Raw genomic sequence first — 25,986 nt, 5'->3', positions numbered from 1 at the left:
GGAGAAACGGTGCGGATAGTGGAGCGTGGCGGACACGGTCTCGCTGGTGCCCCCGATGCCACCCCGAGCACACCGGACACCGTGTGGGGTCGGATCACCGGGAAGGTCCTCGCCTACCTGGCGCTCACCAAACCCCGGGTCATCGAACTGCTCCTCGTCGCGACGATCCCGGCAATGCTCCTCGCGGACCGCGGCACGGTCGACTTCCCGCTCATCCTCGCCACCCTCTTCGGCGGATGGATGGGCGCGGCCAGCGCCAACACGCTCAACTGCGTCGTCGACGCGGACATCGACAAGGTGATGAAGCGGACCGCGCGCAGGCCGCTGGCCCGCATGGCGGTGCCCACCTCCCACGCCCTCGTCTTCGGGCTCGTGCTCGGCGCCGGATCCTTCGTGTGGCTGTGGTGGGCGGCGAACCTGCTCGCCGGGCTCCTCGTCCTCGTGACCATCGCGTTCTACGTGTTCGTGTACACGATGGTGCTCAAGCGTCGGACCTGGCAGAACGTCATCTGGGGTGGCGCCGCCGGCTGCATGCCCGTGCTCGTCGGATGGGCCGCGGTCACCGGCACCCTCAGCTGGGAGCCGATCGTGCTGTTCCTGGTCATCTTCTTCTGGACGCCGCCACACACCTGGGCGCTCGCGATGCGCTACAAGGAGGACTACAAGGCGGCGGGCGTGCCGATGCTCCCGGTGATCGCCACCGAGGAACGCGTCACCAAGCAGATCGTCGTCTACACCTGGCTGACCGTCATCGCCACGCTGGCGCTCGTCCCCGCCGCCGGTGTCATCTACGCCGCGGTCGCTCTCGTCGCCGGCGCCTGGTTCCTCCTGATGGCACACCAGCTGTACTCGGGTGTCCGCAAGGGCGGATCCGTGAAGCCGCTGCGCCTGTTCCTGCAGTCGAACAACTACCTCGCCGTCGTGTTCTGCGGTCTCGCGGTCGACTCCGTCCTCGGCTGGGACACGGTCTCGAGCCTGCTGTCCTGAGCCGACCGCGTCCCGGCCGCCCGCCTAGGGCAGGAGCACGATCGAACCCGTCGTCCGACGGGCCTGCAGGTCGCGGTGCGCCTGCGCGGCGTTCGCCAGCGTATACGTCGCGCCCACCCGGACGGTCAGCGTCCCGTCGCCGATCGCGGCGAACACGTCCCCCGACCGCCACAGCAACTCGTCCCGGTCGCGCGTGTAGTGCGCCAGCGTCGGCCGCGTCAGAAAGAGCGACCCGGCGGCGTTGAGGCGTTGCGGGTCGAACGGCGGCACCGGACCACTGGCCGCCCCGAACAGCGCGAGGGTGCCGCGGATCCGCAGCGACGCCAGGCTGGCCTCGAACGTGTCGGCACCGACCCCGTCGTACACCGCGGCGACGCCCTCCCCGTCGGTCAGGGCCCGGACCCGGTCGGCGAGGTCCTCCCCGTACCGCAGCACCTCGGCGGCGCCGCACCGCCGCGACAGGGCCTCCTTCTCGTCGGTGGACACCGTCGTGATCACCCGGACACCCCGCGCGACCGCCAGCTGGGTGAGCACTTGCCCGACCCCGCCCGCACCGGCATGCACCAGGACCGTCTCGCCCGGCTGAGCCGCGTACACGGAGTGCAGCAGATAGTGCGCGGTCATGCCCTGCAGCAGCGCGGACGCCGCCTGCGGCGCCGGCACATCCTCGGGCACCGGAACGGCCTTCGCCGCGGGGACTGCCACCAGCTCGGCGTAGCTCGCCGGCGCATCCGACCACGCCACCCGGTCGCCGACCGTCAGATCCGTGACCGCCGAGCCCACCGCCTCGACCACGCCGGTGCCCTCCGCGCCCGCGACATACGGCAGGTCGACGGCGTAGGCGCCGGTCCGGAAGTAGGTGTCGATGTAGTTGACACCGATCGCCTCGGTGCGGACCAGAACGTCGTGGTCGCCGGGAACCGGGTCCGGGATCTCGGACAGGGTGAGGACGTCGGGACCGCCGAACTCGGACACAGTGATTGCGCGCATACCGACGATTCTGCCCTCCCGTATCCTGAGCACATGAGTGTGGACACCCAGGATTCCGGCGCCGCCGCGCCGACCGCCGTCGCGCCGCAGCGGACCGTGACCGCGGTGACCAAGTTCGTCGCCGAGCACGGCGGCTCCGCCACCGCCGTCATCCAGCCCATCGGCCTCGACGGCGTCCGGATCACCCTCGTCGGTGCGGACGGCGTCCTCGGCGACCAGGTGGTCGACGACCTCGCCGCCGCCGACGCCGTCGTCGCCGCGGTCGACGGCCTCACGGCCTCCGGGTGGGAGCGCAGCGTCACCAGCATCGTCACCCCGCGCGTCGGGCACTGGAAGAAGATGGCCGGCTGGGTCGCCAACCAGACCCGATTCCCGAAGGCCCGCAACGGGCTCTGAGCACGCCGCCGACACGACGAAAGCCGGTGACCCGACTGCGCGGGTCACCGGCTTTCTCGTTGTCTGTCAGGTGGTCGTTGCCTGTCAGGTGGTCGCCGTCTGTCAGGTGGTCGCCACCGCGGGAGATCCGGTGTTCACCGGCGCGAGCTCCCGAACCCGGCCCGCGGCGTACAGCGCGGCCGTCGCGGCCGTGCAGGCCCCGGCCAGGGCGACATGGATCGTCACGAGCACGGCCGGGACATCGGTCCAGAACTGGACCAGTCCCACACACGCCTGTGCGACCACGAGCGTGATCACGACCTTCAACCGAAGCTTCAACGCGCTGCGGGCGCCGACCGCGTACAGCGCGAACCCCAACCCGACCAGCAGGGCGAGATAGGCGACCAGCAGTTCGGCGTGCAGGTGCACGAGATTGGTGATGTCGAGATCGAGACGCTCGACGGTGCGTTCCGGGCTCTTGTCGCCCGCGTGCGGACCGGCACCCGTCACCATCGTCCCCGCGACCAGCGTGCCCGCCAAGGCCACACCCGACAACGCGGTGAGCCAGCGCAACTGCTTCGGCAGCACCACCACGTCGACGCCGTCGTCGGGCTGGTCGATCTTGTGCAACAGGATCACCGACAACCACACCATCGCCATCGACACCAGCATGTGCACGGCGACGGTCCACCACAGCAGCCCGGTGAGCACCGTGATGCCGCCCAGCACCGCCTGCAGCACCGTCGACAACGGCATCAGCCACGCGTAGAACAGCACCTCACGGCGTCGTGCCGCCCGGGTGACGGCCAGTACCGCGGCCGCCGCCGTCGCCACCACGAGGAAGGTGAGCAGGCGGTTGCCGAACTCGATCGTCTGGTGGAACCAGGGGGCGGTCGAGTTCCCCGTCGGGACGAAACTGCCCGGATAGCACTGCGGCCACGTCGTGCAGCCCAGCCCGGACGCGGTGACGCGGACCACCGAACCGGTCACCGCGATGCCGCCCTGGCTCAGGATCACCGCGAAGGCGATCCACTTCTGGACCGCCGACGACGGCAGGGGCAGACGGTTGACCAGGCTCACGAAGCCGCGATACAGCACGGTTCGATCGTAATCGCCGGTCCACTACGCAGTGTCGTTGGGGCGGCACCGCCGCGGTGTCGTTGGGGCGGCATCCCGCGGTGTCGTTGGATTGCCGGGGCGGCTCGGCCGCGAGCCGTCAGCTACCGAAACCGCCCGCACTGCCCGATCCGTCGCCGGCCCGCACCCGGACGAGACCGGTGATCGTGCCCTGGAGGTAGTCACCCTCCGCGGTGATCAGCGCGGACATCTGCAGGGTGTCGTTCGCGACGGTCCCGGGCAGGCCGGTCTCGGAGAGCACCGCGCCGGTGGCGGGATCGATCACCGCGAACGTGAAGCCGTCCAGCGGCGTCGTCGCCTCCGGGCCCGTGCGGACCGTCGTGTACAGCTTCCCGTCCGCGGTCGACAGGTGCGGCACCGCCGCGCTGCGGACCGCGCTGTCCCACACGACGTGGCAGCCCGCGTCGTCGACGTCGACGCGCGTCATGCCGCCGGTGAACAGGGCCGACGCAGGAACCGCGGGACCCGCACCCTCGGGCACCGTCGGATACGGGTAGCCGTACGTGCTCGCGACGAACACCGATCCGCCGACGCCGATCGGCGAGTTCTCGCTGCCCGGACCGCCCGCGGCGAGCACCGGGACCGAGCACACCTCGGCGCCGGTGTCGACGCGGCGCACGATCAGGTTCACGCGGGTGTCGGCGTTGTCGACGATCGCCACGTAGTCGTACCCCGTGCCGGAACCGAGGAACGTCGGGGTCGAGCCGGTACCCCAGCTGAGCTGTCCCGGTTTGCGTGCGGAACCGCGGTCGTAGGCGTGCCGCCAGTCGACCACCGGAGACGCGCCCGTCGACGTCGACAGCTGGTACAGGGCGTGGGTCGTGGCGACGGAGACGCCGGCGGGGGAGCTGGAGATGCTGTTCTGCACCTGCTCCCCGGCGGGCAGCGCGATCGTGCGGGCGACCCCGGCGGCGTCGACCGTCCCCACCACGCCGCGTCCGGTCGCGAACCAGACGTTCCCGGACCAGTCGGGGACCAGCCCGGTGACGGCGTCGCCGTCCGGTACCGCGCCGGAGAGGTCGACCGTGCTGTCCACGACGAGGCTGTCGCCGCTGTGCGCGATCCGCTGCAGGTGCCGGTTGCCGTCCACCGCGACGAGCCGGTTCGCGTTGTCGAGGAAGGCGTAGACGCCGCCGAGCAGGCTGCCCTTCGCCAGCGGTAGCGACGCCACCGAACGCGAGTTGTCCGCGTCGAGCAGGTGCACCGTCGGCTGTTGCCCGGCGATCGCGGTGCACAGGGCGACGACCCGACCGTCGGACCCTTCGAGCAGTGTCGGGCAGGCGGACACCAGTGGAATCGCGGTGTGGCTCACCGGCCCGGGTCCGGGACCCGCGAGCGGCGTGGCGTCCGACGATCCGGCGTCGCCGTGCATCGTCGCGGTTCCGGCCGGGCCGAGGTACGGATTCGGGGGAGCGAGCGGACCCCAGGTGGAATCGGCGGACGCCAGGCCGCCGGCGGTCACGGCGAGGACCACGGAAGCGGACAGGCAGGCGACGATGCGCAGCGGGAGGTTCGGCACGGCAAGCATGATGCCGTCCCACCGGGCCGCGATGGGGCGGTTCCGCTCAGGTGAACTTGAACAACCGGGTCGCGAACCACGCCGCGACGGCGGCCCACACCACCATCACCACGATCGCGAACACGTCGACGGATCCCCCGAGCGCGGCGTCGAGGCCCTCCGCGAGTGCGCCGGACGGAACCAGGCGGGCCAGGGTGTGCAGCGCCGCCGGAACGGAGTCGCCACCGAACACGACGGCGCCGATCCCCGCCATCACGAACCACAGCACGTTCGCCAGCGCCAGGATGATCTCCGCCTTCAGCGTCCCGCCGAGCAGCAGTCCGAGTGCGGCGAACATCACGGTGCCGAGTGCGACCACCGCCGCACCGAGCAGCAGTCCCAGGGCGTCCGGCCGCCAACCGAGCGCGAATGCGATCGCGCCGAGCAGGATCATCTGGAGCACGACGACGATGACGACGGCGGCACTCTTGCCCGCGATGATCCCCCAGCGTGGCAGCGGGGTGGCGCCCAGCCTCTTGAGCGCGCCGTAGCGGCGGTCGAAGCCGACCGCGATCGCCTGACCGGTGAACGCGGTCGACATCACCGCGACCATCATCACCGCGGGCACGACCCGGTTCACCCGAGGATCACCGAGGTCGCCGAACGGCAGCAACGTCAGACCGACGAGCAGCGTGATCGGGATGAACATCGTCAGCAGCAGCTGCTCCCCGTTGCGGAGCAGCAACGTCAGTTCGAGCCTCGTCTGCGCCGCGAGCATGCGCAGCGCAGGGGCGGGCCTCGGGTCCGGCCCGAACGTGCCGGGGGCGAAGCGGTTGTCGGCGAGGCGATCGGCGTGGGACATGCTCATCCCCTCAACTCCCGTCCGGTCAGGTCGAGGAAGACGTCCTCGAGGCGGCGCTGGTCGACGCGCAGTTCCGTCGCGAGGACGTCCAGGTCGGCGCACCAGGTGGTGACCGCGACCAGCACGGCCGGGTCGATGTCGCCCTCGACGAGGTAGTTGCCGGGTGACGGTTCGCTCGGAGTGAAGCCCTCCGGGAGCGCGCCGGCCAGACCGGTCAGGTCGAGATGCTCGGGTGCGCTGAACTGCAGCCGGCCCGCGGCGCCGTGCCGGGTCAGTTCGCTCGGTGTGCCTTCCGCGACGATCCGGCCGTGGTCGATGATGACCAGGCGGTCGGCGAGGGCCTCGGCCTCGTCCATCAGGTGCGTGGTCAGCAGGACCGCGACGCCGTCGCGGCGCAGCGCGTCGACGAGTTCCCACACCATCAGCCGGGCCTGGGCGTCGAGGCCGGCGGTCGGTTCGTCGAGGAACACCAGCTCCGGGCGGCCGACCAGGGCGCAGGCCAGCGCGAGGCGTTGCTGCTGCCCCCCGGAGAGCCGGCGGTACGGGGTACGGACTGCGTCGGCGAGGCCCAGTTCACGCAGCAGCCACTGCGGATCGAGGGGGTTCGCCGAGTACGCCGCGACCAGGTCGAGCATCTCGCCCGCCTTGGAACCGGGGTAGGCGCCACCGCCCTGCAGCATCACTCCGATCCGCGCGCGGACCTCGCCCGATGCGCTGATCGGGTCGAGGCCGAAGACCTGCACGGTGCCCTCGTCGGGCCGCTGGAATCCCTCGCACATCTCGACGGTGGTGGTCTTTCCGGCGCCGTTCGGTCCGAGCAGGGCCAGCACCTCGCCGCGGCCGAGGGTCAGGTCGAGGCCGTCGACGGCGACGGTGCCGTCGAAACGTTTGACCACACCGTCGAGATGGAGCACGGGGTGTTCGCGCACGGAAGAACTCACGGGACCTCAGCGTAGGCGTCGCGGGATCGGGCACCCTCCGACGCCCCGGTCGAAGCCCGCCACGGCAGCCGGTTGCGGGTGACGAAGATGAACGAACCGCAGACCAGGATCGTGGCAATGGCGGCCTGCACGATGATGAACGGCGGGTACTCGCCGCCGTTCGGCATCACGATCAGGCTGACCACCGACGAGAACGCGATGGCCGGGATGCGGAACACCGGCCGGGTCGCCCAGGCCGCGAGCGGTATCACCGCCCACAGCAGGTACCACGGCTGCACGACCGGGAACAGCAGGACGAGCACGCCGAGGGACACACCCAGCGCCCCGACCGGGTGGATGCGGCCGATCAGGACCGCGATCAGCATCCGCACCGCGACGAACGCCGCCGCCAGCGATGCGATCGGCCGGGTCAGGCTGAGCACCGCCGTGGTGTGGTCGCCGAGGCCGAGCAGCACTCCGGCCAGGCCGGTGCCGAGCCCGAGGAGCGTCGGCAGCGACATCCAGCTGCGCACCTCGTTGGCGGTGCCCAGCGTCTCCGGGCTCAGCCAGCCGAATCCGAGGCCGCTGACGAGGCTGACGGCGAACACCACGGTCACCGTCACCGCGAGCAGCAGTGCCGCGGCCGCGCACACGGACCGGAAGGTGCCGCCCCAGCGGCGGGCCAGCGCCATGCCGAGGAAACCGAGCGCGAGGAGTGTGGGGATCTTCACGGTCGCGGACAGCGCGATGAGGGCGGCCCCGGCCAGCAGCAGGGCCAGTGCCCGACGCTCGGCGGGCGACCCGCGGAGCCGGAACCGGATGTCGGGTGGACTCTCGATCGCCCGCAACGCGACCTCGATGCCCGCGAGCATCAGGCCCAGCATCAGGGCCTCGTTGTGGATGCCCGCGACCAGGTGGAACAGCAGCAGCGGGTTCGCGGCGCCGAGCCACAGCGCGGTGACGCTCGCCACGCCGCAGCGGCGGGCGAGACGAGGCAACGCCCACACGATCAGCGCGACCCCGGTGAGCGCGAGCAACCGATGCAGGAAGATCCCCGCCACGATGTTCTCGCCGGTCAGCGTCGAGATGCCCTTGCCGAACCAGATGAACAACGGTCCGTACGGTGCGGGTGTCTCGCGCCAGATGTTGGGGACGGTACGGGTGAGGACGTGGTCGACGCCGAGCGCCTGCGCCGGTCCGATCGCGTAGGGGTCGAGACCACGCGCCGCGATCTCGGACTGCGCGAGATACGAGTAGACGTCCTTGCTGAACATCGGTGGCGCGATGGCGAGGGGGATCACCCACAGCAGCAGCGTCCGGTCGAGCTGGGAGCGGGTCAGGCGGCGGACCGCGGACCCCTCCCGGAAGCTGCCGACCGCGAAGCGGCCCAGCAGCAGCCACGCCAGGACCACCATCGCGCTACCGGTCAGGGTGACGGTGAGCGCGACGCTGGGCATCCGCGACAGCAGACCCAGCATGCGGACCCCCTGGACCGGGTTCTGCAGCACCGGCTGCGCGCCGGCGCCGAGCGCGCCGAGAGCCATCAGCAGCGCGCCCGTCGCACCGAATCGACGGACCCCGCGCAGCTGGGCGGTTTCCCCGGCGTCGAGTCCGGGGGCCTCCGGTTCGTCGCCGTGGAGGCTGGACACCGCGAACCCGTCGTGCGGGCCGTCGAGGCCGAGGACGCGGCGCCCGAGGCGTCGGGTTCGGCCGGCGATCGACTCCTGGGAAGAGGCGGGGGAGTCGTCGGCACCGGTTCCCGGTGTGTCGTCGGTCTGCGGCACAGCAAGCAGCGTAGCGGTGTTACACAGGGCACCCTTGGTGGACCGGAGTCCCCAATTCCGTCACACTGGTGTTGTGAAAACGGCATCGGTACACCCCGTAGGGGATGAACGCGCAGGTCAGGAGCCTGCAGTGGCGCCGCGTTCCGTCATGCCCGGTGTCACGGCGGTGGCTCCCGAGGGCCACACGCGGGCGGCGGTGGTGAAACTGCTGCTCGAACAGGGCCCCATCACCGCCACCGAGATCGGCTCCGAACTGGGTTTGAGTGCCGCCGGGGTGCGCCGTCACCTCGACGCGTTGATCGACGCCGGAGAGGCGCGCGCCACCCGGTCCGCCAGCTGGCAGCAGAAGGGGCGGGGTCGTCCGGCCAAGCAGTTCCAGCTCACCGCCGCGGGCCGGTCGCGGCTCGGACACTCGTACGACGACCTGGCCGGTGCGGCGATGCGTCAACTGCGGGAGATCGGCGGCGAGGCCGCGATCGTGGAGTTCGCCCGTCGTCGCGTCCAGACCATCGTCGCGGACATCGACCCCGCGGCCGGGCCCGACGTCGTCGAGGTCGAGCAGACCGCGGATGCGATCGCGGACGCGTTCACCTCGTCGGGTTTCGCGGCGACCACCCGGCCGGTCGGGAACGGTGTGCAGATCTGCCAGCACCACTGCCCGGTCTCGCATGTCGCCTCCGAGTTCCCCGAACTCTGCGAGGCGGAAACCCAGGCGTTCGCGGAACTGCTCGGCACCCACGTGCAGCGCCTGGCCACGATCGCGAACGGGGACTGCGCCTGCACCACGCACGTACCGCTGGTGCCGCCCGCCGCGCAGCACCAGGAAGCGACCTGACTCCGGGCCGATCCGCCACACCCCCCCAGTACTCACCTTTTCGCCGGTGCCCAGCCCGCACCGGTACGCAACAAGACTCCGGAAGGAGCTCGCATGACCGTCACTCAAGACCAGGCAGCCGGTGGTTCGCAGGGCATGACGCAGGATGAAACCATCGCGTCGCTCGGCAACTACGGCTACGGCTGGTCCGACTCCGATGCCGCGGGTGCCAGCGCGCAGCGCGGCCTGTCCGAGGCCGTTGTGCGGGACATCTCCGCGAAGAAGAACGAGCCGGAGTGGATGCTCGACATCCGGCTGAAGGCGCTCAAGACCTTCGACAAGAAGCCGATGCCGTTCTGGGGCTCGAACCTCGAGGGCATCGACTTCGACAACATCAAGTACTTCGTGCGCTCGACCGAGAAGCAGGCCGAGAGCTGGGAAGACCTGCCCGAGGACATCAAGAACACCTACGACAAGCTGGGCATCCCGGAGGCGGAGAAGCAGCGCCTCGTCGCCGGTGTCGCCGCCCAGTACGAGTCCGAGGTCGTGTACCACCAGATCCGTGAGGACCTCGAGTCGCAGGGTGTGATCTTCCTCGACACCGACTCCGGTCTGCGCGAGCACCCGGAGATCTTCAAGGAGTACTTCGGCTCCGTGATCCCGGCCGGCGACAACAAGTTCTCCGCGCTGAACACCGCCGTGTGGTCGGGTGGCTCCTTCATCTACGTCCCGCCGGGCGTCCACGTGGACATCCCGCTGCAGGCCTACTTCCGGATCAACACCGAGAACATGGGCCAGTTCGAGCGGACCCTGATCATCGTCGACGAGGGCGCCTCCGTGCACTACGTCGAGGGTTGCACCGCACCGATCTACAAGTCCGACTCGCTGCACTCCGCGGTCGTCGAGATCATCGTCAAGAAGGGTGGCCACTGCCGCTACACGACCATCCAGAACTGGTCGAACAACGTCTACAACCTGGTCACCAAGCGCACCAAGGTCGACGCGGGCGGCTCGATGGAGTGGATCGACGGCAACATCGGCTCCAAGGTGACGATGAAGTACCCGGCCGTGTGGATGATGGGCGAACACGCCCGCGGCGAGGTCCTGTCCGTCGCGTTCGCCGGTGAGGGTCAGCACCAGGACACCGGTGCGAAGATGCTGCACCTGGCGCCGCACACGTCCTCGACCATCGTGTCGAAGTCGGTGGCTCGTGGCGGTGGCCGCGCGTCCTACCGCGGCCTGGTGCAGGTCAACAAGGGCGCGAACGGCTCGAAGGCGACCGTCAAGTGTGACGCCCTGCTCGTCGACCAGATCTCGCGCTCCGACACCTACCCGTACGTCGACATCCGCGAGGACGACGTGTCGATGGGTCACGAGGCCACCGTGTCGAAGGTGTCCGAGGACCAGTTGTTCTACCTGATGAGCCGCGGTCTCACCGAGGACGAGGCGATGGCGATGGTGGTGCGCGGCTTCGTCGAGCCGATCGCCAAGGAGCTGCCGATGGAGTACGCCCTCGAGCTCAACCGCCTGATCGAACTGCAGATGGAAGGGGCGGTCGGCTAAGTGAGCTCCGTCAACAACACAAGCTCCGTCAACAACACAGCTGTCGCGGCCGAAGCCCGCACCCCCGCCACCAACAAGGGTGAGGTCTTCACGTCGTACGACGTCAACGCGTTCGAGGTGCCCGCGGGCCGCGACGAGGCGTGGCGGTTCACCCCGCTGCGCAGGTTGCGCGGCCTGCACGACGGATCCGCGGTGCGGTCCGGAGCGGCAACCGTCGAGGTGTCGGCCCACGAGGGTGTCTCCGTGGAGACCGTCGGCCGGGACGACGACCGCCTCGGCAAGGGCGGCGTCCCGGCGGACCGCGTCGCGGCGCAGGCGTACTCGGCTTTCGAGAGCGCCACCGTGGTGACCGTCGGCACCGAGCAGGAGGTCGTGGAGCCGATCCGCGTCGTCGTGACCGGTCCGGGTGAGGGCCAGGTCGCCTACGGGCACACACAGATCCGCCTCCAGCCGTTCGCGAAGGCGACCGTGGTGCTCGACCAGCGCGGCAGCGGAACCTACGCGGAGAACGTCGAATTCGTCGTCGCCGACAGCGCGAAGCTGACGGTGGTCGCGGTCCAGGGCTGGGACGACGACGCCGTCCACGTCGCCGCGCACCATGCGCGTCTGGGCCGCGACGCGGTCCTGCGGTACACGGCCGTCACCCTCGGCGGCGACGTCGTCCGCGTGACGCCGATCGTCAAGTACGACGGACCCGGCGGCGACGCCGAGCTGCTCGGTCTGTACTTCGCGGACGCCGGGCAGTTCTTCGAGCACCGCCTGCTGGTCGATCACTCGCAGCCCCACTGCAAGTCGAACGTCGTCTACAAGGGTGCGCTGCAGGGCGAGGTCGGTTCGCACAAGCAGGACGCGCACACCGTGTGGGTCGGCGACGTCCTGATCCGGGCCGCGGCCGAGGGCACCGACACCTTCGAGCTGAACCGGAACCTGGTGCTCACCGACGGCGCCCGCGCCGACTCGGTGCCGAACCTCGAGATCGAGACCGGCGAGATCGTCGGTGCCGGGCACGCCAGCGCCACCGGCCGTTTCGACGACGAGCAGCTGTTCTACCTGCGCTCGCGAGGCATCCCGGAGGACCAGGCCCGGCGCCTGGTGGTTCGCGGCTTCTTCCACGAGATCATCGACCGCATCGCGGTTCCCGAGGTGCGTGAGCGTCTCGAGGCGGCCATCGAGGTCGAGCTCGCCGCGGTCGGCGTCTGAGCCCCAACACTTCTCACAAGGACTTTCATCACATGACCACCCCCGAAAACACCGCCAACTCGGTCCTCGAGATCAGGGACCTGCACGTCCGCGTCGCCCAGACCGACGAGAACGCCGAGCCGATCAACATCCTCAAGGGCGTGAACCTCACGGTCCGCTCCGGCGAGACCCACGCGATCATGGGCCCCAACGGCTCCGGCAAGTCGACGCTGTCCTACGCCATCGCCGGGCACCCGAAGTACGAGGTCACCTCCGGCAGCATCACCCTCAACGGTGAGGACGTCCTCGCGATGAGCGTCGACGAGCGTGCCCGCGCCGGCCTGTTCCTGGCGATGCAGTACCCCGTCGAGGTGCCGGGCGTGTCGATGTCGAACTTCCTGCGCACCGCCGCCACCGCCGTCCGCGGCGAGGCCCCGAAGCTGCGGCACTGGGTCAAGGAGGTCAAGACCGCGATGAGTGAGCTCGAGATCGACCCGGCGTTCGGTGAGCGGTCCGTGAACGAGGGCTTCTCCGGTGGCGAGAAGAAGAGGCACGAGGTCCTGCAGCTGGGCCTGCTGCAGCCCAGGATCGCGATCCTCGACGAGACCGACTCCGGCCTCGACGTCGACGCGCTGCGCATCGTCTCCGAGGGCGTCAACCGCTACCAGGAGCGGGAGCACGGCGGCGTCCTGCTGATCACCCACTACACGCGGATCCTGCGCTACATCAAGCCGCAGTTCGTCCACGTCTTCGTCGGTGGCCAGGTCGTCGAGTCCGGCGGCCCCGAGCTGGCCGACGAGCTCGAGGCCAACGGTTACGTCCGGTTCACCCAGGCAGCGACGGCGGGAGCCTAGTTCCATGACCAGCACGGTGCACGTACTCGACGTCACCGGCATCCGCCGGGACTTCCCGATCCTGAGCCGCACGGTCCGGGACGGGAAGCCGTTGGTGTACCTCGATTCCGGGGCCACCTCACAACGCCCGGTCCAGGTGCTCGACGCCGAACGTGAGTTCCTCACCACCGCGAACGCGGCCGTGCACCGCGGTGCCCATCAGCTCGCCGAGGAGGCGACCGACGCGTACGAGGGCGCCCGCGCGGCGATCGCCCGGTTCGTCGGTGCTCACCCGGACGAGCTGGCGTTCACCAAGAACGCGACCGAGGCGCTCAACCTCGTCACCTACGTTCTCGGCGACGACCGGTTCGACCGCCACCTGGGCCCCGGTGACGAGATCGTCATCACCGAGCTCGAACACCACGCGAACCTGGTGCCGTGGCAGGAGTTGGCGCGCCGTACCGGTGCGACGCTGCGCTGGTACGGGGTGACGGACGACGGTCGCATCGACCTCGAGTCGCTGGAACTCACCGACGCCGTCAAGGTCGTCTCGTTCACCCACCAGTCCAACGTGACCGGCGCCGTGGCGCCGGTCGAGGAGTTGGTCCGTCGGGCGCGGTCCGTCGGCGCACTCGTCGTCCTCGACGCGTGCCAGTCGGTGCCGCACATGCCGGTCGACTTCCACGCTCTGGACGTCGACTACGCCGCCTTCTCCGGGCACAAGATGCTCGGACCGTCCGGGGTCGGCGTCCTGTACGGCAAGCGGGAACTGCTCGCGGCAATGCCGCCGTTCATCACCGGCGGCTCCATGATCGAGACGGTCACCATGGAGGCCACCACCTACGCCGCGCCGCCGCAGAGGTTCGAGGCCGGCGTGCCGATGACCTCGCAGGTCGTCGGGCTCGGTGCCGCGGTGAACTATCTCGAGGCCATCGGGATGGACGCCGTCGCCGCTCACGAGCACGAGCTGACCGCGTTGGCGCTGGACCTGCTCGGGGCCATCCCCGGAGTCCGCATCGTCGGTCCGACCACCGCGGAGAACCGCGGTGGGGCAGTGTCGTTCGTCGTCGACGGCATCCACGCCCACGACCTCGGACAGATCCTCGACGACGAGGGCATCGCGATCCGCGTCGGACACCACTGCGCCTGGCCGCTGCACCGCAAGTTCGGGGTCGCCGCGACCGCGCGGGCGTCTTTCGCCGTGTACAACACCGCCGACGAGGTGCGTGCCCTGGCCGCCGGCATCCGGCGCGCTCAGGAGTTCTTCGGGACGCACACGGTGCTCGAGCCCCTGCGCGAGGACGACGGCACGATCGACGGGGCGTCCTGACATGCGGATGGAGCAGATGTACCAGGAGGTCATCCTGGACCACTACAAGCACCCGCACGGTCGTGGACTGCGGGAGCCGTTCGGCGCAGAGGTCCATCACGTGAACCCGACGTGCGGCGACGAGATCACGCTGCGGGTCGCGATCACCGAGGACGGTCGCGTCGGGGACGTGTCCTACGACGGCCAGGGCTGCTCGATCAGTCAGGCCGCGACGTCGGTGCTGACCGACCAGGTCACGGGCATGGCGGTGCCGGACGCCCTCGACGTGGTCGAGGCGTTCAACGAGATGATCACCAGCCGCGGCGCGGTCGAGGGCGACGAGGACGTGCTCGGCGACGGCATCGCGTTCGCCGGTGTCGCGAAGTACCCGGCGCGGGTCAAGTGCGCCCTGCTGGGATGGATGGCTTTCAAGGATGCCGTTGTTCGAATAGTCGACACCACCGGGGTCGACAGGGTCGACACCGCACGGACCGCTGACACAGGAGTTTCATCATGACCGAGAGCGCACCCGAGACAGTCGCCGAGGAGGCGCCGTCGACCGAGGCGGTGTCGACCGAGGCGGTGTCGTTGACACCGGAGCAGCAGGCCCTCGTCGACGACGTCGAGGAGGCGATGCGTGACGTCGTCGACCCCGAACTCGGCATCAACGTCGTCGATCTCGGACTCGTGTACGGCATCGCGATCGACGACTCCGAGCAGACGGTCGCGACCGTCGACATGACCCTGACGTCGGCGGCGTGCCCGCTGACGGACGTGATCGAGGAGCAGGCACGAGGCGCTCTGGTCAAGAGCGGCCTGGTCGACGACCTGAAGATCAACTGGGTGTGGATGCCCCCGTGGGGCCCCGACAAGATCACCGACGACGGTCGTGAGCAGCTGCGGGCGCTCGGCTTCACCATCTGACCCCGCGTCACCCGCAAACCCGGCTGGAGACCCCCGGCCCCGAAAACCCCGGCCCCGAAAACCCCGCCGAACCCCTGTGTCGGCGGGGTTTTCGCGTCTACACTCACCCCCGATAAGTTAATCAGGATTCGCGATTCGTCGAGCGGGGTTCGGCGAAGAACACGACGGGAGACCGGTGGGGACTGCGGTGGGAACTCAGGCGCGAGCGGCGGTCGTCGGCGAGTACGGAGGGCCGCTCGAGATCCGGGACGTCGCGGTGGGCCCGCTCCGGGAGCGCGAGGTCCTGGTGCGGATCGCGGGGGTGGGGATCTGCCACACCGATCTCACCGCGGCCGCGGGCGGTGTTCCGGTCCCGGTGCCCGCGGTGCTCGGTCACGAGGGGGCGGGCGTGGTCGCCGCGGTCGGGTCGGCCGTGGACACCCTCGCTCCCGGTGACCACGTGGTGCTGAGCTACTCGGCCTGCCGGACCTGCCGCAACTGTCAGGGCGGACATCCCGCCTACTGCGAGCACTTCGCGGTGCGCAACTACTCCGGGCGCCGCCTCGACGGCACCACGACGCTGCAGCTGGACGGCACCGCGCTGCACGGGAACTGGTTCGGACAGTCGTCCTTCGCCTCGTACGCGGTCGTCGACGCGGCGGACGCGGTCCAGGTCGCGCGGGATCTGCCGATCGAACTGCTCGGTCCGCTGGGCTGCGGGATCCAGACCGGCGCCGGTGCGGTGCTGAGGGTCCTGCGGCCGCGCGCGGGCGCGTCGATCGTCGTGTTCGGTGCCGGCGCGGTCGGACTGGGTGCGGTGCTTGCGGCGTGCGTGGCGGGGTGCGCGACGATCGTCGTCGTGGATCCGGTGCGCGAACGCCGCGAGCTGGCGCTCTCCCTCGGAGCCACCGATGTCGTGGACAGCGCCGCTGCGGACCTCACGCGGACGCTGCGGGCCCTCACCGGAGGCGGAGCCGATCACGCCGTGGACACCGTCAGCTCCGGTGACGTGCTCTCGACCGCTGTGGCGGTGCTGCGGTCGCCGGGCAGCTGCGCGACCGTCGGACTGCGCGGCGGCCGCAATCCCGTGACGCTCGACCAGTCCGCGCTGCTGATGGGCCGCAGCGTCACCGGCGTGATCGAGGGCGACGCGGACCCGCGGCAGTTCATTCCCGAACTGATCGCTCTGTGGCGGGAGGGTTGCTTCCCGTTCGACAAGATGATCACCACCTTCGACTTCGAGGATCTGGGCGCCGCCCTGGACGCCACTGCCTCCGGAGCCGTGGTCAAGGCCGTGCTCACGTTCACCTCCACGGCATCCGACGAAACGGAAGGGCTTTCGTGAACCACCACGATCGGGTCGAGAAGCTGCTCGCGGCCGAGACCGTCGACCCGCGTGACCTCGACGCACTGTGGTCGGAGTTGCCGGTCGTCGCGATCGAGGAGCTGTCCGGGCGCTGGCGTGGCCGCGGCCTGCGGACCGGGCACCGCACCGAGCGGCTCCTCGACAGGACCCGCTGGTACGGCAAGACGTTCGGCTCCCGGTTCGACGTGCAGCCCCTGATCTGCCGCGGCGAGGACGGCGAGCTGTTCTCCGACCTCACGGGTGGCAACGGCGAGGCGAGCCTGTGGATGGTCGAATTCCGGGGTGAGGTGACCGCCACGATGGTCTACGACGGCATGCCCGTGTTCGACCACTTCAAGCGCGTCGGGCCGGACACCCTGCTCGGTGTCATGAACGGCAAGAAGGTGCTCGACAACGGCGAGCACTACTGGTTCGTGCTCGACCGCGACGACGAGGACGACGCGAGCTAGCCGGTCTTCGCCGACTTCTTGGCCTCGTCGACGCTGCGTTGCAGGGCGGCGACGAGGTCGACCACCTCGGCGTCGGCCTCGGGGCCGGCGGTCGCGGGCACGGTGACCTTCTCGCCGCCGTTCGCGATCGTCTCGTCGAGCAGCTTCTGGAGCTGGATCTGGTAGTCGTCCGTGTACGACTCGGGATGGAAGTCCTCGGACATCGAGTCGACGAGCATGGTGGCCATCGCGAGTTCCTTGTCGCTCGGTGACACACCGTCGTCGAGCGAACCGAACTCGGCGGTGCGGACCTCGTCGGGCCACAGCAGGGTCTGCACGACGAGGACACCGTCGCGTACGCGTAGCGCCGCGAGCCGGGTGCGCTGACGCAGTGTGAAGTGCACCAGTGCGGTGCGGTCGCTCTCGGTCAGCGTCGCCGCGAGCAACTGGTACGCCTTCGGGGACGCCGAATCCGGTTCGAGGTAGTAGCTCTTCTCGAACAGGATCGGGTCGATCTGGTCGGAGGGCACGAACTGCAGCACCGGGATCTCGTGCTTCTCGGCGGCGGGCAGGGCGTCGAAGTCCTCGTCGGTGAGCACCACCTGCGTGCCGTCGTCGGACACGTAGGCCTTGTCGATGTCGGCGAACTGCACCACCTCGCCGCACTCGGAGCAGACGCGGTGATATCGGATCCGGCCACCGTCCTTGCCGTGGACCTGGTGGAATCTGATGTCGTGGTCCTCGGTTGCGGAGTAGACCTTCACCGGAACGTTCACGAGCCCGAACGCGATGGAGCCTTTCCATATCGACCGCATCACCCCATGATGGTCCATACTCTGAGATCAGGCCAGGTGGAGCCGGATCGGTGGGCGGACCAGGATGACTCACAACGCGGCGGTGCGCGTCGGAAACAGGCGCCTGACCTTGACGAACCTGGACAAAGTGCTGTACCCGGAGTCCGGCAACACCAAGGCGGAGGTCCTCCAGTACGTCACCGAGGTCGGGCCGGCGCTGTTGCCGCTGCTCACCGGTCGTCCGCTGACCCGGAAGCGGTGGCCGGACGGCACCGCGGCACAACCCTTCTTCCAGAAGAACGTCGAGTCCGCGACACCGGACTGGGTGCCCACACACACCCTGACGCAGGGGTCGCGGACCGTGGTGTACCCCGAGGTGACGGAACTGGCGGCGCTGGTGTACTTCGCGCAGTCGGGTGCCCTCGAATTTCACGTGCCGCAGTGGCGTTTCGCGGCGGACGATCGCCCCGGCGACCCGGACCGCCTCGTCATCGACCTCGATCCCGGTCCCGGGGTGACACTCGACGAGTGCGCACAGGTGGCCCTGCGGGTGCGCGAGCGTCTGCGCGAGCGCGGGCTCGACGCCCTCCCGGTCACCAGTGGCAGCAAGGGAATTCACCTGTACGCCGGGGTGGAGGAGGGCTGGACGTCGCGGCGGTGCTCGGAGGTCGCCAAAGCGATCGCGGTGGAACTCGAACGGCAGACACCGAATTCGGTGACCTCGGCGATGACGAAGGCGGTGCGACCCGGCAAGGTGTTCGTGGACTGGAGCCAGAATGCGGCTGCCAAGACCACGATTTCGCCGTACTCGCTGCGCGGGACCGCGCGACCGATGGTCGCGGCGCCCCGGACCTGGGACGAACTGGCCCGGCCGGGGCTGCGGCAACTGGACTTCCACGAGGTGCTGCGCAGGCTGCGTGACGGGACGGCGCCTGCGGTGGTGCCCTCGCCCCGCGGGCCCGAACCGGCGGCGAAGGTGGCGATGCCGCCGCCGATCCGGGTGCCCGCCCCGATGCTGGCGACCGCGACCAGCATCGACGAATTCGCGGGGCGCGCCGATCCGGACGTCTGGGAGTACGAGTACAAGTACGACGGGATCCGGGCACTGGCCGCGTTCGGGGACCCGGCGGCGCCGGTCCGGCTGGTCAGTCGCAACGGCCTCGACATCGGGGCCGGCTATCCCGAGCTGCTCCGGGTGCCAGCCGGTTTGGCGGGGCACAGCGGCCTGCTCGACGGGGAGATCGTCGCGTTCGGCGACGACGGCGCACCGAGTTTCGGGCGGCTGCAACGTCGGATGGGACGGTCACGGCCGCCGTCGGCGGCGGAGCGGGCCGCGAACCCGGTGTCGCTGTTGCTCTTCGACGTACTCGAACTGGACGGGGTGCCGCTGCACGACAAACCGCTGCGCGACCGCCGCCGGGTGCTCGAGGCGATCCGCCTCGGCGGTGATGAGCCGTGGCGCATACCGGAGCCGGCGCCGGCCGATCTCGCCGAGGCGCTCGAGGCGAGCCGCGCCGCGCGGATGGAGGGTGTGGTCGCCAAGCGCTGGGACTCGACGTACCGGTCGGGCCGGTCGTCGGCGTGGCTCAAGCTCAAGCACTTCCGCACGTGCGAGGTCGTGATCGGCGGATGGCAGCCGGGGGAGGGCGGTCGGGCGGGCGCCGTGGGCTCGCTCCTGGTGGGTGTGCCCGACGGTCCGGGAACCCTGCGCTATCTGGGGCGGGTCGGCAGCGGACTGTCGGGCGCGGCGCTCTCCCGGCTCGCCGAACTCGTGGACGAGTTGGCTGCGGACACGTCACCGTTCGGCACCTCGGTTCCTGCCGCGGACTCCCGGAGGGCGCGCTGGGTCCGGCCGGAAGCCGTTGCCGAGGTGCGTTTCTCGGAGGTGACCGATGACGGCCGCTTGCGGCACCCCGTCTGGCGTGGGTTGCGACCGGACAAGTTCGTCGCCGATCTCGCCGGCTCCTGACCCGCCCGGGTGCGACGGTGGCTCAGCGGGAGCGAGCGAGGAAATCACTGAGAAGTCGGGCGGTGTCGGGTGTCTCGATCAGCCGGCTGATCTCGTCGAGTTCCCGGGCGAACCCGTCCTCGCCGCGGGCGGCGGCGATGCAGCGTTTGGCGGCGGAGTAGGCGGCCGGCGGCAGCTGCGCGAGCCGATCGGCCAACGCGCGACCCTCGGCGAGGACGTCGCCGTCGGTCGCCGAGTGCACGATGCCGAGTCTGCGTGCCTCGGCGCCGGTGACGAGTTCGGCGCCGAGCACGATACGGTGCGCCACGGACGGGCCGGCGAGCCGGGTGAGGCGCTGCGTCCCGCCCGCGCCGGGCAGGAGTCCGATGCCGACCTCGGGCAGCCCCAGCTTCACCGAGGCGCCCGCGACGCGGAAGTCGCAGGCGAGCGCGAGTTCGAGACCTCCACCGGTGGCGGCCCCGGTGAGGACGGCCACCGTGGGTTTCGGCAGCGCCTCGATGCGGGCGAACACGTCCTGAAGTCCCGCGGTGAACCGGCGCAGCCGCGCGCCGCGGTCGGGGGCGCCGTTCCAGGACTCCATCATCGTGATGTCCGCGCCGCCGCAGAAGATCCGCTGTGCGCTGCGGATCAGGACCGCGCGGACCGCGGGGTCCTCGCCCAGCGTCGCGACGGCACCGGCCAGTGCCTGTGTCTGCGCCTCGTCGAAGGCGTTTGCGGGGGGACGGTCGAGGGTGATGATCCCGGTGTGGTGGTCGACTTCGGTGCGGACACTCATGTTTTCTCCAGGAGGTGACGGTAGTGGCCACGGTGGTGTTGCGGCAGGACGGTGTTGAGGACGAACCGGGTCTGCAGCCGGACGTACTCGTCGGCGGTGTAGATGCGGCCGAAGTGCCAGTGCTTGAGCGCCCAGCCGTGGGCGAGCAGCACCAGGTCGAAGACGATCAGGTCGACGTCGACCGGGTTCATCACCCCGGCCTCGATGCCCTCCGTCAGCACCGCTCGCAGGGGAGCGGAGGTCTCGACCTCGAGCCGCTTGATCGTGTCGCGGCCGGCCGCGTCCAGCGTGCGGCTCTCCCGGTAGGTGAGCGCGACGGCGTCGCGGTTCTCGTCGACGATCTCGACGAACCGCCGGATGCCGGCGGCCAGGCGTTCGACGGGGTCGTCGCCCGCCGCCGCCATCGCGGGCTCGAGTTGGTCGCTGAACGCGTCGAGGATCGCGGTGATCGTGGCGCGGAGGATGTCCTCCTTGCTGCGAAGTAGTTGTAGAGCAGGCCCACGCTGACGCTCGCCTCGTCGGCGAGGGCCTGCATCGACATCTCGTGGAATCCGGTGCGCTGCATCACCTTCGCTGCGGCCCGGAGGATCTGTCTGCGCCGGGAGTTCGTCCGCACCGCGCGGACGGCGTCCTCGACGCGCAGCGCACCGGGATTCTCTGCCATGGCCGTACTCCTCGTCGCTCGGGTGCTGTCAGAGCCCCAGATCCTTGGCGACGATCGTCTTCATGATCTCGGTGGTGCCGCCGTAGATGGTCTGGATGCGGGCGTCGACGAAGGCACGGGAGACGGCGTACTCGCGCATGTAGCCGTAGCCGCCGTGCAGTTGCAGGCACCGATCGGCGACCCGCACCTGCAATTCGGTGGCCCACCACTTCAGGCGTGCCGCACGAGCCGCGGTGAGGGTGCCGTCCACGTGTTCGGCGATGCAGTCGTCGAGGAACGTGCGGGCGACGTCGAGTTCGGTGGCCAGTTCGGCGAGGACGAACTGGGTGTTCTGGAAATTCGAGATCGGCTTCCCGAACGCCTTGCGTTCCTTGACGTACGCGAGTGTTTCCGCGAAGACGCCTTCGGCCGCGGACACTGCGCCGACGGCGAGCGACAGCCGCTCCTGCGGGAGGTTGTGCACGAGCTGGTAGAAGCCCTGCCCCTCCTCGCCGAGCCGATTGGCGACGGGAACCCGCATGTCGGTGAAGGCCAGCTCGCTGGTGTCCTGCGCGTGCAGGCCGATCTTCTCGAGGTTGCGTCCGCGGGAGAAACCGGGAGTGGACGCATCGACGACGAGCAGTGTCAGGCCCTTGTGCGGATCGTCGGAGGTGCGGGTGGCGACGACGAACAGGTCACCGTTCTGGCCGTTGGAGATGAACGTCTTGGCGCCGTTGACCACGTAGTGGTCGCCGTCCCGGACCGCGGTGGTCCGGATGCCGGTCAGGTCGCTGCCGGTGCCCGGTTCGGTCATCGCGATCCCGAGAACGGTCTCGCCGGAGACGACGCCGGGCAGCCAGCGGGCCTTCTGTTCGTCGGTGGTCATCTCCACCAGGTAGGGCAGCACGACGTCGTTCTGCAGCGAGAAGGCGATTCCGGCGGCCGCGTTGCCCGCCCGGTTCACCTCGTCGATCACGATCGCGTGGTAGCGGAAGTCGTCGACGCCGGGGCCGCCGTACTCCTCGGGAACGGGGAATCCGAGCAGGCCCAGTTTTCCGGCCTCGGTGAACAGGGACCGGTCGAGGCGGTTCGCCCGTTCCCAGTCCTCGTGCACGGGGGTGATCTTGTCCCGGACGAAGTCGCGGACGACCTCGCGGAACTGCAGGTGTTCGGTGTCGTGGACCAATCGTGCGTTCATCTCGTACACGCTCCTGTCAGCGGAAGGCGTTCTCGCCGGTGAAGGCCTGGCCGAGCACCAGCTGGTGCATCTCGGGGGTGCCCTCGTAGGTGAGGACCGACTCGAGGTTGACCATGTGCCGGATCACGGGGTACTCGAGCGAAATACCGTTGCCGCCGAGGATGGTTCGAGCGGTGCGGCAGATCTCGATGGCCTCGCGGGTGTTGTTCAGCTTGCCGAAGCTGACCTGCTCGGGGCGCAGTCCGACGGTGTCCTTGAGCCGGCCGAGGTGCAGCGAGAGCAGTTGTCCCTTGTGCAGTTCGACGGCCATGTCGGTGAGCTTGGCCTGGGTCAGTTGGAATCCGCCGATCGGGCGGCCGAACTGGGTGCGTTGCATCGAGTAGGTCCGGGCGGCCTCCCAGGCCGACCGGGCCGCGCCCATGGCACCCCAGACGATCCCGTAGCGGGCCTCGGACAGACTCTGCAGCGGTGCCTTGACCCCGCGGGCCTCGGGCATCAGCGCGTCGGCGGGCAGCCGGACGCCGTCGAGGACGAGTTCGCTGGTGACCGAGGCGCGCAGCGACAACTTGTGCTTGATCGTGTTGGCGCTGAAGCCGGGCGTGTCGGTGGGGACGATGAATCCGCGCACCCCCTCGTCGGTGTTCGCCCACACCACCGCGACGTCGGCGATCGAGCCGTTGGTGATCCACATCTTGCGGCCGTCGAGCACCCAGTCCGAGCCGTCCCTGCGGGCCCGGGTCTTCATCGCGGCCGGGTCCGAGCCGACATCGGGTTCGGTGAGACCGAAGCAGCCGATCAGCTCACCGGCCGCCATGCCGGGCAGCCACCGCTGCTTCTGCTCCTCGGAGCCGTTGTTCCAGATGGAGAACATCGCGAGCGAGCCCTGCACCGACACCAGGGAGCGGATGCCGGAGTCGGCGGCCTCGAGTTCGAGGCAGGCGATGCCGTAGTGCACCGCGGACGAGCCGCCACAGCCGTAGCCCTCGAGGTGCATCCCGAGCACACCGAGTTGGCCGAAGCCCTTGGCGAGTTCACGGACCGTCGGCAGGTCGCCGGCCTCGAACCAGTCCGCGACGTAGGGGGTGACGTGTTCGGCGCAGAATCCGCGCACGCTGTCCCGGACGGCGATCTCGTCGTCGGAGTAGAGCGAGTCGATGCTCAGCGGATCCAGCGGATCGAACGGCGGAGGTGTCTTCGTGGTGCTCATGTCATCCTCGGGGTGTGGGAGTGGTGAACCGGCCTGCGGCGAACTCGTCCGCAGCCGTCGCGGTGGCCTTGTAGTGGAGCTTCTTCCCGGTCGCCGAGACCGGCAGTGAGTCGACGAAACGGTAGGCGCGGGGCCGCTTGAACGACGACAGCATCGGCTGCAGGCGGCAGTGCTCGTCGAGGTCGTCGGCGGACAGGTCGGTGCCGTCGGTCACGATGTAGGCCACGACGATGCGCCCCCAACGATCGTCGGGTACGCCCACGACGAGCGAGTCCGCCACGGCGGGATGGGCGTTGAGAGCCTCCTCGACCTGGACGGGGTGCACGTTCTCGCCGCCGGAGATCAGCATGTCGTCCTTGCGCCCGACGATCGTGACGAATTCGTCCCTGTCCCAGGTGGCGAGGTCGCCGATGTGCAGCCAGCCGCGCTGGAACTTCGCCTTCTCCTGGTCCGGAGAGTCGAAGTAGGCGTTGGCGCACTTCGGAGACCGCACGATGACCTCTCCGACCTCCGTGCCGTCGCGGGCCACGATGTCGTCGGCGTCGGCGAGACGATCCGGGTAGACCTGCACGACCCGCACGTCGTCGTCGGTGCAGGCCCGGCCGGCCGTTCCCGCATGGTCGGGCAGGTCACCGGGGCGCAGGAAGGTGTTCCAGAATCCCTCGGTGCTGCCGTAGCCGTTGAAGATCCGCGGATTGAGGGCCTTCTGGTACCGGAGCACTGCCTCCCTCTCGAGCGGGGCGCCCATCGTCACGATGCCGCGCAGCGACGACAGGTCGCGGGGATTGTCCTCCTGCGCGGACGCGAGCATCGCGAGGTTGGTCGGCGCTCCGATCAGGAACGTCAATCCCTGTTCCTCCACGAGATCGAGCACCCGGTCCGCATCGAACATGCGGAGCGGAACCACCTGACCGCCCACGTAGAACGTCGGGTTGGGGCCGCCGGAGTACAGGCCGCCGCGATGGAACCACGGCGTCATGTTCAGCGTCTTGTCCTCGGGGGTGAGCGGGAAGTGCATGATCACGTCGTGCGCGCTGAAGACCTCGATCATGCTGTTGAGCGGCACTCCCTTCGGCATGCCCGTGGTGCCGGACGTGTACAGGCGCGTCGTCTCGTCCCACACGGTGCGGTGCAGGGGAGGCAGCGCCACTCGATCGGCGGCCAGGTGCCGGTAGGCGATCACCGTGGATCCGGGAGCGGACGCCGGTTCGCCCTCGCCGACGGTCACCACCACCGGGGGAGTGTGCGCGGCACGTCCCAGCGCGTCCTGGACCATCGGGGCGAGGTCGGTGTCGTACACGAACACCGTCGGTGTGCTGGTGTCGAGGACGAACGCCGTCTCTCCCGCGGCGAGACGGAAGTTCACCGGCGATCCGACGGCGCCGACGGCCTGTACCGCGAGATAGAGTTCGGCGAACTCGATCCCGTTGAACAGCTGGTAGGCGACGACATCGCCGCTGCGGACGCCGGCGTCGGCGAGACCGGTTGCGATGCGGTCGACCCGCTCGCCCAGCTGGGCGTACGTCCACTGTTGCCCGGTCCCGGGATCGGTCACCGCCACGCGGTTCGCGTAACGCGTTGTGTTGCGACGGAATCCGTTGAGGTACGTGAAGTCGTTCTCGAAGTACTCCCGGTAGGCCCGGGCGTTGTATGCCGCGCTCATGGTGTCGTCCTCGGTGGTGTATCAGACTCGGGGGGTGTCGGGCGTCAGCCGGCCATGGTGAGTCCGCCGCTGACGCTGATCACCTGTCCGGTGATGAACGACGCGGATTCGGATGCGAAGAACAGGACCGGTGCCGCGACCTCGTCGGGCCGCGCGAGGCGCCGGAACGGAATGGCCTTGACCAGAGCGGCCTTGAGCTTCTCCTCCTGGGCCTGGAACAGCGGGGTGTCGGTCGGGCCGGGGCACACGCAGTTGACACTGATGCCGTGCCGGGCCATCTCGCGGGCGAGCGACTTGGTCAGGGCGATGACGCCGCCCTTCGCGCCGGCGTAGATCGACTCGCCCGAGCTGCCGACGCGCCCCGCGTCGGACGCCAGGTTGATCACGCGGCCACCGTTTCCGGCCTCGACGATGCCGGGGAGGAACGCACTGCACACGTGGACCGGTCCGAGGTAGTTGATCGCGACGACCTTCTCGGCGAATTCGGGTGTGGCGTTGAGGAACTGGTCGGTGCGGTCCCAGCCCGCCGCGTTCACGACCACGTTCGGTACGCCGACCTCCGCGTGGGTTCGCTCGCGCAGCGCGTCGACCTGGGCGCGGTCCGACACGTCCACCGGCAGCGCCGCGATCAGTTCGGGGTACTCCTTGGCTGTGGCCTCGGCCGAGGCGAGGTCGAGATCGGCGGCGACGACGCGGTCGCCCTGCGCGGCGAAGGCCAGCGCGATCGCCTTTCCGATGCCGGAGCCGGCGCCGGTGACCAGTGCGATGGTGCTCATGGTGTGGTCCTCT

General features: G+C 69.6%; 24 protein-coding genes and 1 pseudogene. 12 read left to right on the top strand and 13 right to left on the bottom strand.

The features are described 5' to 3' along the window. Positions 1 to 18: 18 nt before the first annotated feature. On the top strand, positions 19 to 987 hold the full coding sequence (locus tag ACFYVR_RS01615) for a heme o synthase (RefSeq protein WP_387470268.1): 969 nt from the start codon (positions 19 to 21) through the stop codon (positions 985 to 987). A 24-nt stretch (positions 988 to 1,011) separates the two neighbouring features. Here ACFYVR_RS01615 and ACFYVR_RS01610 read toward each other — a convergent pair whose 3' ends face one another. After that, positions 1,012 to 1,977, bottom strand: a complete 966-nt coding sequence (locus ACFYVR_RS01610) for a quinone oxidoreductase family protein (RefSeq protein ID WP_387468917.1) — start codon at positions 1,975 to 1,977, stop codon at positions 1,012 to 1,014. Positions 1,978 to 2,010: 33 nt separating this feature from the next. Between ACFYVR_RS01610 and ACFYVR_RS01605 the strand changes: the two genes are divergently transcribed. Then, positions 2,011 to 2,373, top strand: a complete 363-nt coding sequence (locus ACFYVR_RS01605) for a hypothetical protein (protein ID WP_387468915.1) — start codon at positions 2,011 to 2,013, stop codon at positions 2,371 to 2,373. Positions 2,374 to 2,475: 102 nt separating this feature from the next. Here ACFYVR_RS01605 and ACFYVR_RS01600 read toward each other — a convergent pair whose 3' ends face one another. The 5 genes from ACFYVR_RS01600 to mptB form a co-directional block, all read right to left on the bottom strand. Continuing rightward, the gene (locus ACFYVR_RS01600) at positions 2,476 to 3,450 is read right to left on the bottom strand and encodes a heme A synthase (RefSeq protein WP_387468914.1); all 975 of its coding nucleotides are present in this window, start codon (positions 3,448 to 3,450) and stop codon (positions 2,476 to 2,478) included. A gap of 118 nt (positions 3,451 to 3,568) precedes the next feature. Further along, entirely contained in the window at positions 3,569 to 5,017 is a 1,449-nt protein-coding gene (locus ACFYVR_RS01595) for a hypothetical protein (RefSeq protein WP_387468912.1), read from the bottom strand. 37 nt (positions 5,018 to 5,054) lie between these two features. After that, on the bottom strand, positions 5,055 to 5,855 hold the full coding sequence (locus ACFYVR_RS01590) for an ABC transporter permease (protein ID WP_387468910.1): 801 nt from the start codon (positions 5,853 to 5,855) through the stop codon (positions 5,055 to 5,057). Continuing rightward, positions 5,852 to 6,790, bottom strand: a complete 939-nt coding sequence (locus ACFYVR_RS01585) for an ABC transporter ATP-binding protein (protein ID WP_387468908.1) — start codon at positions 6,788 to 6,790, stop codon at positions 5,852 to 5,854. The genes ACFYVR_RS01590 and ACFYVR_RS01585 overlap by 4 nt, the downstream gene beginning before the upstream one ends. After that, the gene (gene mptB / locus ACFYVR_RS01580) at positions 6,787 to 8,487 is read right to left on the bottom strand and encodes a polyprenol phosphomannose-dependent alpha 1,6 mannosyltransferase MptB (RefSeq protein ID WP_387470266.1); all 1,701 of its coding nucleotides are present in this window, start codon (positions 8,485 to 8,487) and stop codon (positions 6,787 to 6,789) included. The genes ACFYVR_RS01585 and mptB overlap by 4 nt, the downstream gene beginning before the upstream one ends. 214 nt (positions 8,488 to 8,701) lie before the next feature. Here mptB and ACFYVR_RS01575 point away from each other — a divergent pair, with 214 nt between their 5' ends. The 9 genes from ACFYVR_RS01575 to ACFYVR_RS01535 all read left to right on the top strand — a co-directional run bounded on the left by ACFYVR_RS01575 (position 8,702) and on the right by ACFYVR_RS01535 (position 16,969). Beyond that, entirely contained in the window at positions 8,702 to 9,388 is a 687-nt protein-coding gene (locus ACFYVR_RS01575) for a helix-turn-helix transcriptional regulator (protein WP_387470264.1), read from the top strand. 135 nt (positions 9,389 to 9,523) lie between these two features. Further along, positions 9,524 to 10,930, top strand: a complete 1,407-nt coding sequence (sufB, locus tag ACFYVR_RS01570; protein ID WP_387470262.1) for a Fe-S cluster assembly protein SufB — start codon at positions 9,524 to 9,526, stop codon at positions 10,928 to 10,930. Further along, the gene (gene sufD / locus ACFYVR_RS01565; RefSeq protein WP_387468906.1) at positions 10,931 to 12,130 is read left to right on the top strand and encodes a Fe-S cluster assembly protein SufD; all 1,200 of its coding nucleotides are present in this window, start codon (positions 10,931 to 10,933) and stop codon (positions 12,128 to 12,130) included. A 32-nt stretch (positions 12,131 to 12,162) separates the two neighbouring features. Next, positions 12,163 to 12,963 carry a Fe-S cluster assembly ATPase SufC gene (gene sufC, locus ACFYVR_RS01560; protein WP_387468904.1) on the top strand — a complete coding sequence of 267 codons (801 nt, stop codon included), beginning with the start codon at positions 12,163 to 12,165 and terminating at the stop codon, positions 12,961 to 12,963. A 4-nt stretch (positions 12,964 to 12,967) separates the two neighbouring features. Further along, complete coding sequence (locus ACFYVR_RS01555) at positions 12,968 to 14,272, top strand: cysteine desulfurase (protein WP_387468902.1); 1,305 nt, start codon at positions 12,968 to 12,970, stop codon at positions 14,270 to 14,272. Between the two features lies 1 nt (position 14,273). After that, positions 14,274 to 14,768, top strand: coding sequence for a Fe-S cluster assembly sulfur transfer protein SufU (gene sufU, locus ACFYVR_RS01550; RefSeq protein ID WP_387468900.1), 495 nt, complete (start codon positions 14,274 to 14,276; stop codon positions 14,766 to 14,768). After that, entirely contained in the window at positions 14,765 to 15,175 is a 411-nt protein-coding gene (locus tag ACFYVR_RS01545; RefSeq protein WP_387468898.1) for a metal-sulfur cluster assembly factor, read from the top strand. Before sufU ends, ACFYVR_RS01545 begins: the two co-directional genes overlap by 4 nt. A 187-nt stretch (positions 15,176 to 15,362) precedes the next feature. Beyond that, the gene (locus ACFYVR_RS01540; RefSeq protein ID WP_387468896.1) at positions 15,363 to 16,499 is read left to right on the top strand and encodes an NAD(P)-dependent alcohol dehydrogenase; all 1,137 of its coding nucleotides are present in this window, start codon (positions 15,363 to 15,365) and stop codon (positions 16,497 to 16,499) included. Continuing rightward, on the top strand, positions 16,496 to 16,969 hold the full coding sequence (locus tag ACFYVR_RS01535; protein WP_387468895.1) for a DUF4334 domain-containing protein: 474 nt from the start codon (positions 16,496 to 16,498) through the stop codon (positions 16,967 to 16,969). Before ACFYVR_RS01540 ends, ACFYVR_RS01535 begins: the two co-directional genes overlap by 4 nt. Here ACFYVR_RS01535 and ACFYVR_RS01530 read toward each other — a convergent pair. Next, positions 16,966 to 17,763: a Ku protein gene (locus ACFYVR_RS01530; protein WP_387468893.1), complete on the bottom strand. Its 798-nt coding sequence runs from the start codon at positions 17,761 to 17,763 to the stop codon at positions 16,966 to 16,968. The genes ACFYVR_RS01535 and ACFYVR_RS01530 overlap by 4 nt on opposite strands. Positions 17,764 to 17,827: 64 nt before the next feature. Between ACFYVR_RS01530 and ligD the strand changes: the two genes are divergently transcribed. Next, entirely contained in the window at positions 17,828 to 19,711 is a 1,884-nt protein-coding gene (ligD, locus tag ACFYVR_RS01525) for a non-homologous end-joining DNA ligase (RefSeq protein WP_387468891.1), read from the top strand. 22 nt (positions 19,712 to 19,733) lie between these two features. Here the strand turns inward: ligD and ACFYVR_RS01520 are convergent, their stop codons facing one another. From ACFYVR_RS01520 to ACFYVR_RS01495, 6 genes and pseudogenes are all read right to left on the bottom strand, one after another. Then, entirely contained in the window at positions 19,734 to 20,486 is a 753-nt protein-coding gene (locus ACFYVR_RS01520) for an enoyl-CoA hydratase/isomerase family protein (protein ID WP_387468889.1), read from the bottom strand. Further along, positions 20,483 to 21,150, bottom strand: a pseudogene (locus ACFYVR_RS01515) (TetR/AcrR family transcriptional regulator). Before ACFYVR_RS01515 ends, ACFYVR_RS01520 begins: the two are co-directional and overlap by 4 nt. Before the next feature lie 28 nt (positions 21,151 to 21,178). Then, entirely contained in the window at positions 21,179 to 22,327 is a 1,149-nt protein-coding gene (locus ACFYVR_RS01510) for an acyl-CoA dehydrogenase family protein (protein WP_387468887.1), read from the bottom strand. 16 nt (positions 22,328 to 22,343) lie between these two features. Next, the gene (locus ACFYVR_RS01505) at positions 22,344 to 23,534 is read right to left on the bottom strand and encodes an acyl-CoA dehydrogenase family protein (protein ID WP_387468885.1); all 1,191 of its coding nucleotides are present in this window, start codon (positions 23,532 to 23,534) and stop codon (positions 22,344 to 22,346) included. Between the two features lies 1 nt (position 23,535). Continuing rightward, a complete protein-coding gene (locus tag ACFYVR_RS01500) occupies positions 23,536 to 25,197 on the bottom strand; it encodes a class I adenylate-forming enzyme family protein (protein WP_387468882.1) in 1,662 nt (553 codons plus the stop codon). Positions 25,198 to 25,241: 44 nt separating this feature from the next. Beyond that, a complete protein-coding gene (locus ACFYVR_RS01495; protein ID WP_387468880.1) occupies positions 25,242 to 25,973 on the bottom strand; it encodes an SDR family NAD(P)-dependent oxidoreductase in 732 nt (243 codons plus the stop codon). Positions 25,974 to 25,986 lie beyond the last annotated feature (13 nt).

This window comes from Rhodococcus sp. NPDC003318 (assembly GCF_042879035.1).
Classification (GTDB): domain Bacteria; phylum Actinomycetota; class Actinomycetes; order Mycobacteriales; family Mycobacteriaceae; genus Rhodococcus_G.
The sequence above is the reverse complement of the archived record's forward strand: the minus strand, read 5'-3'. Positions and strand labels throughout refer to the sequence as shown.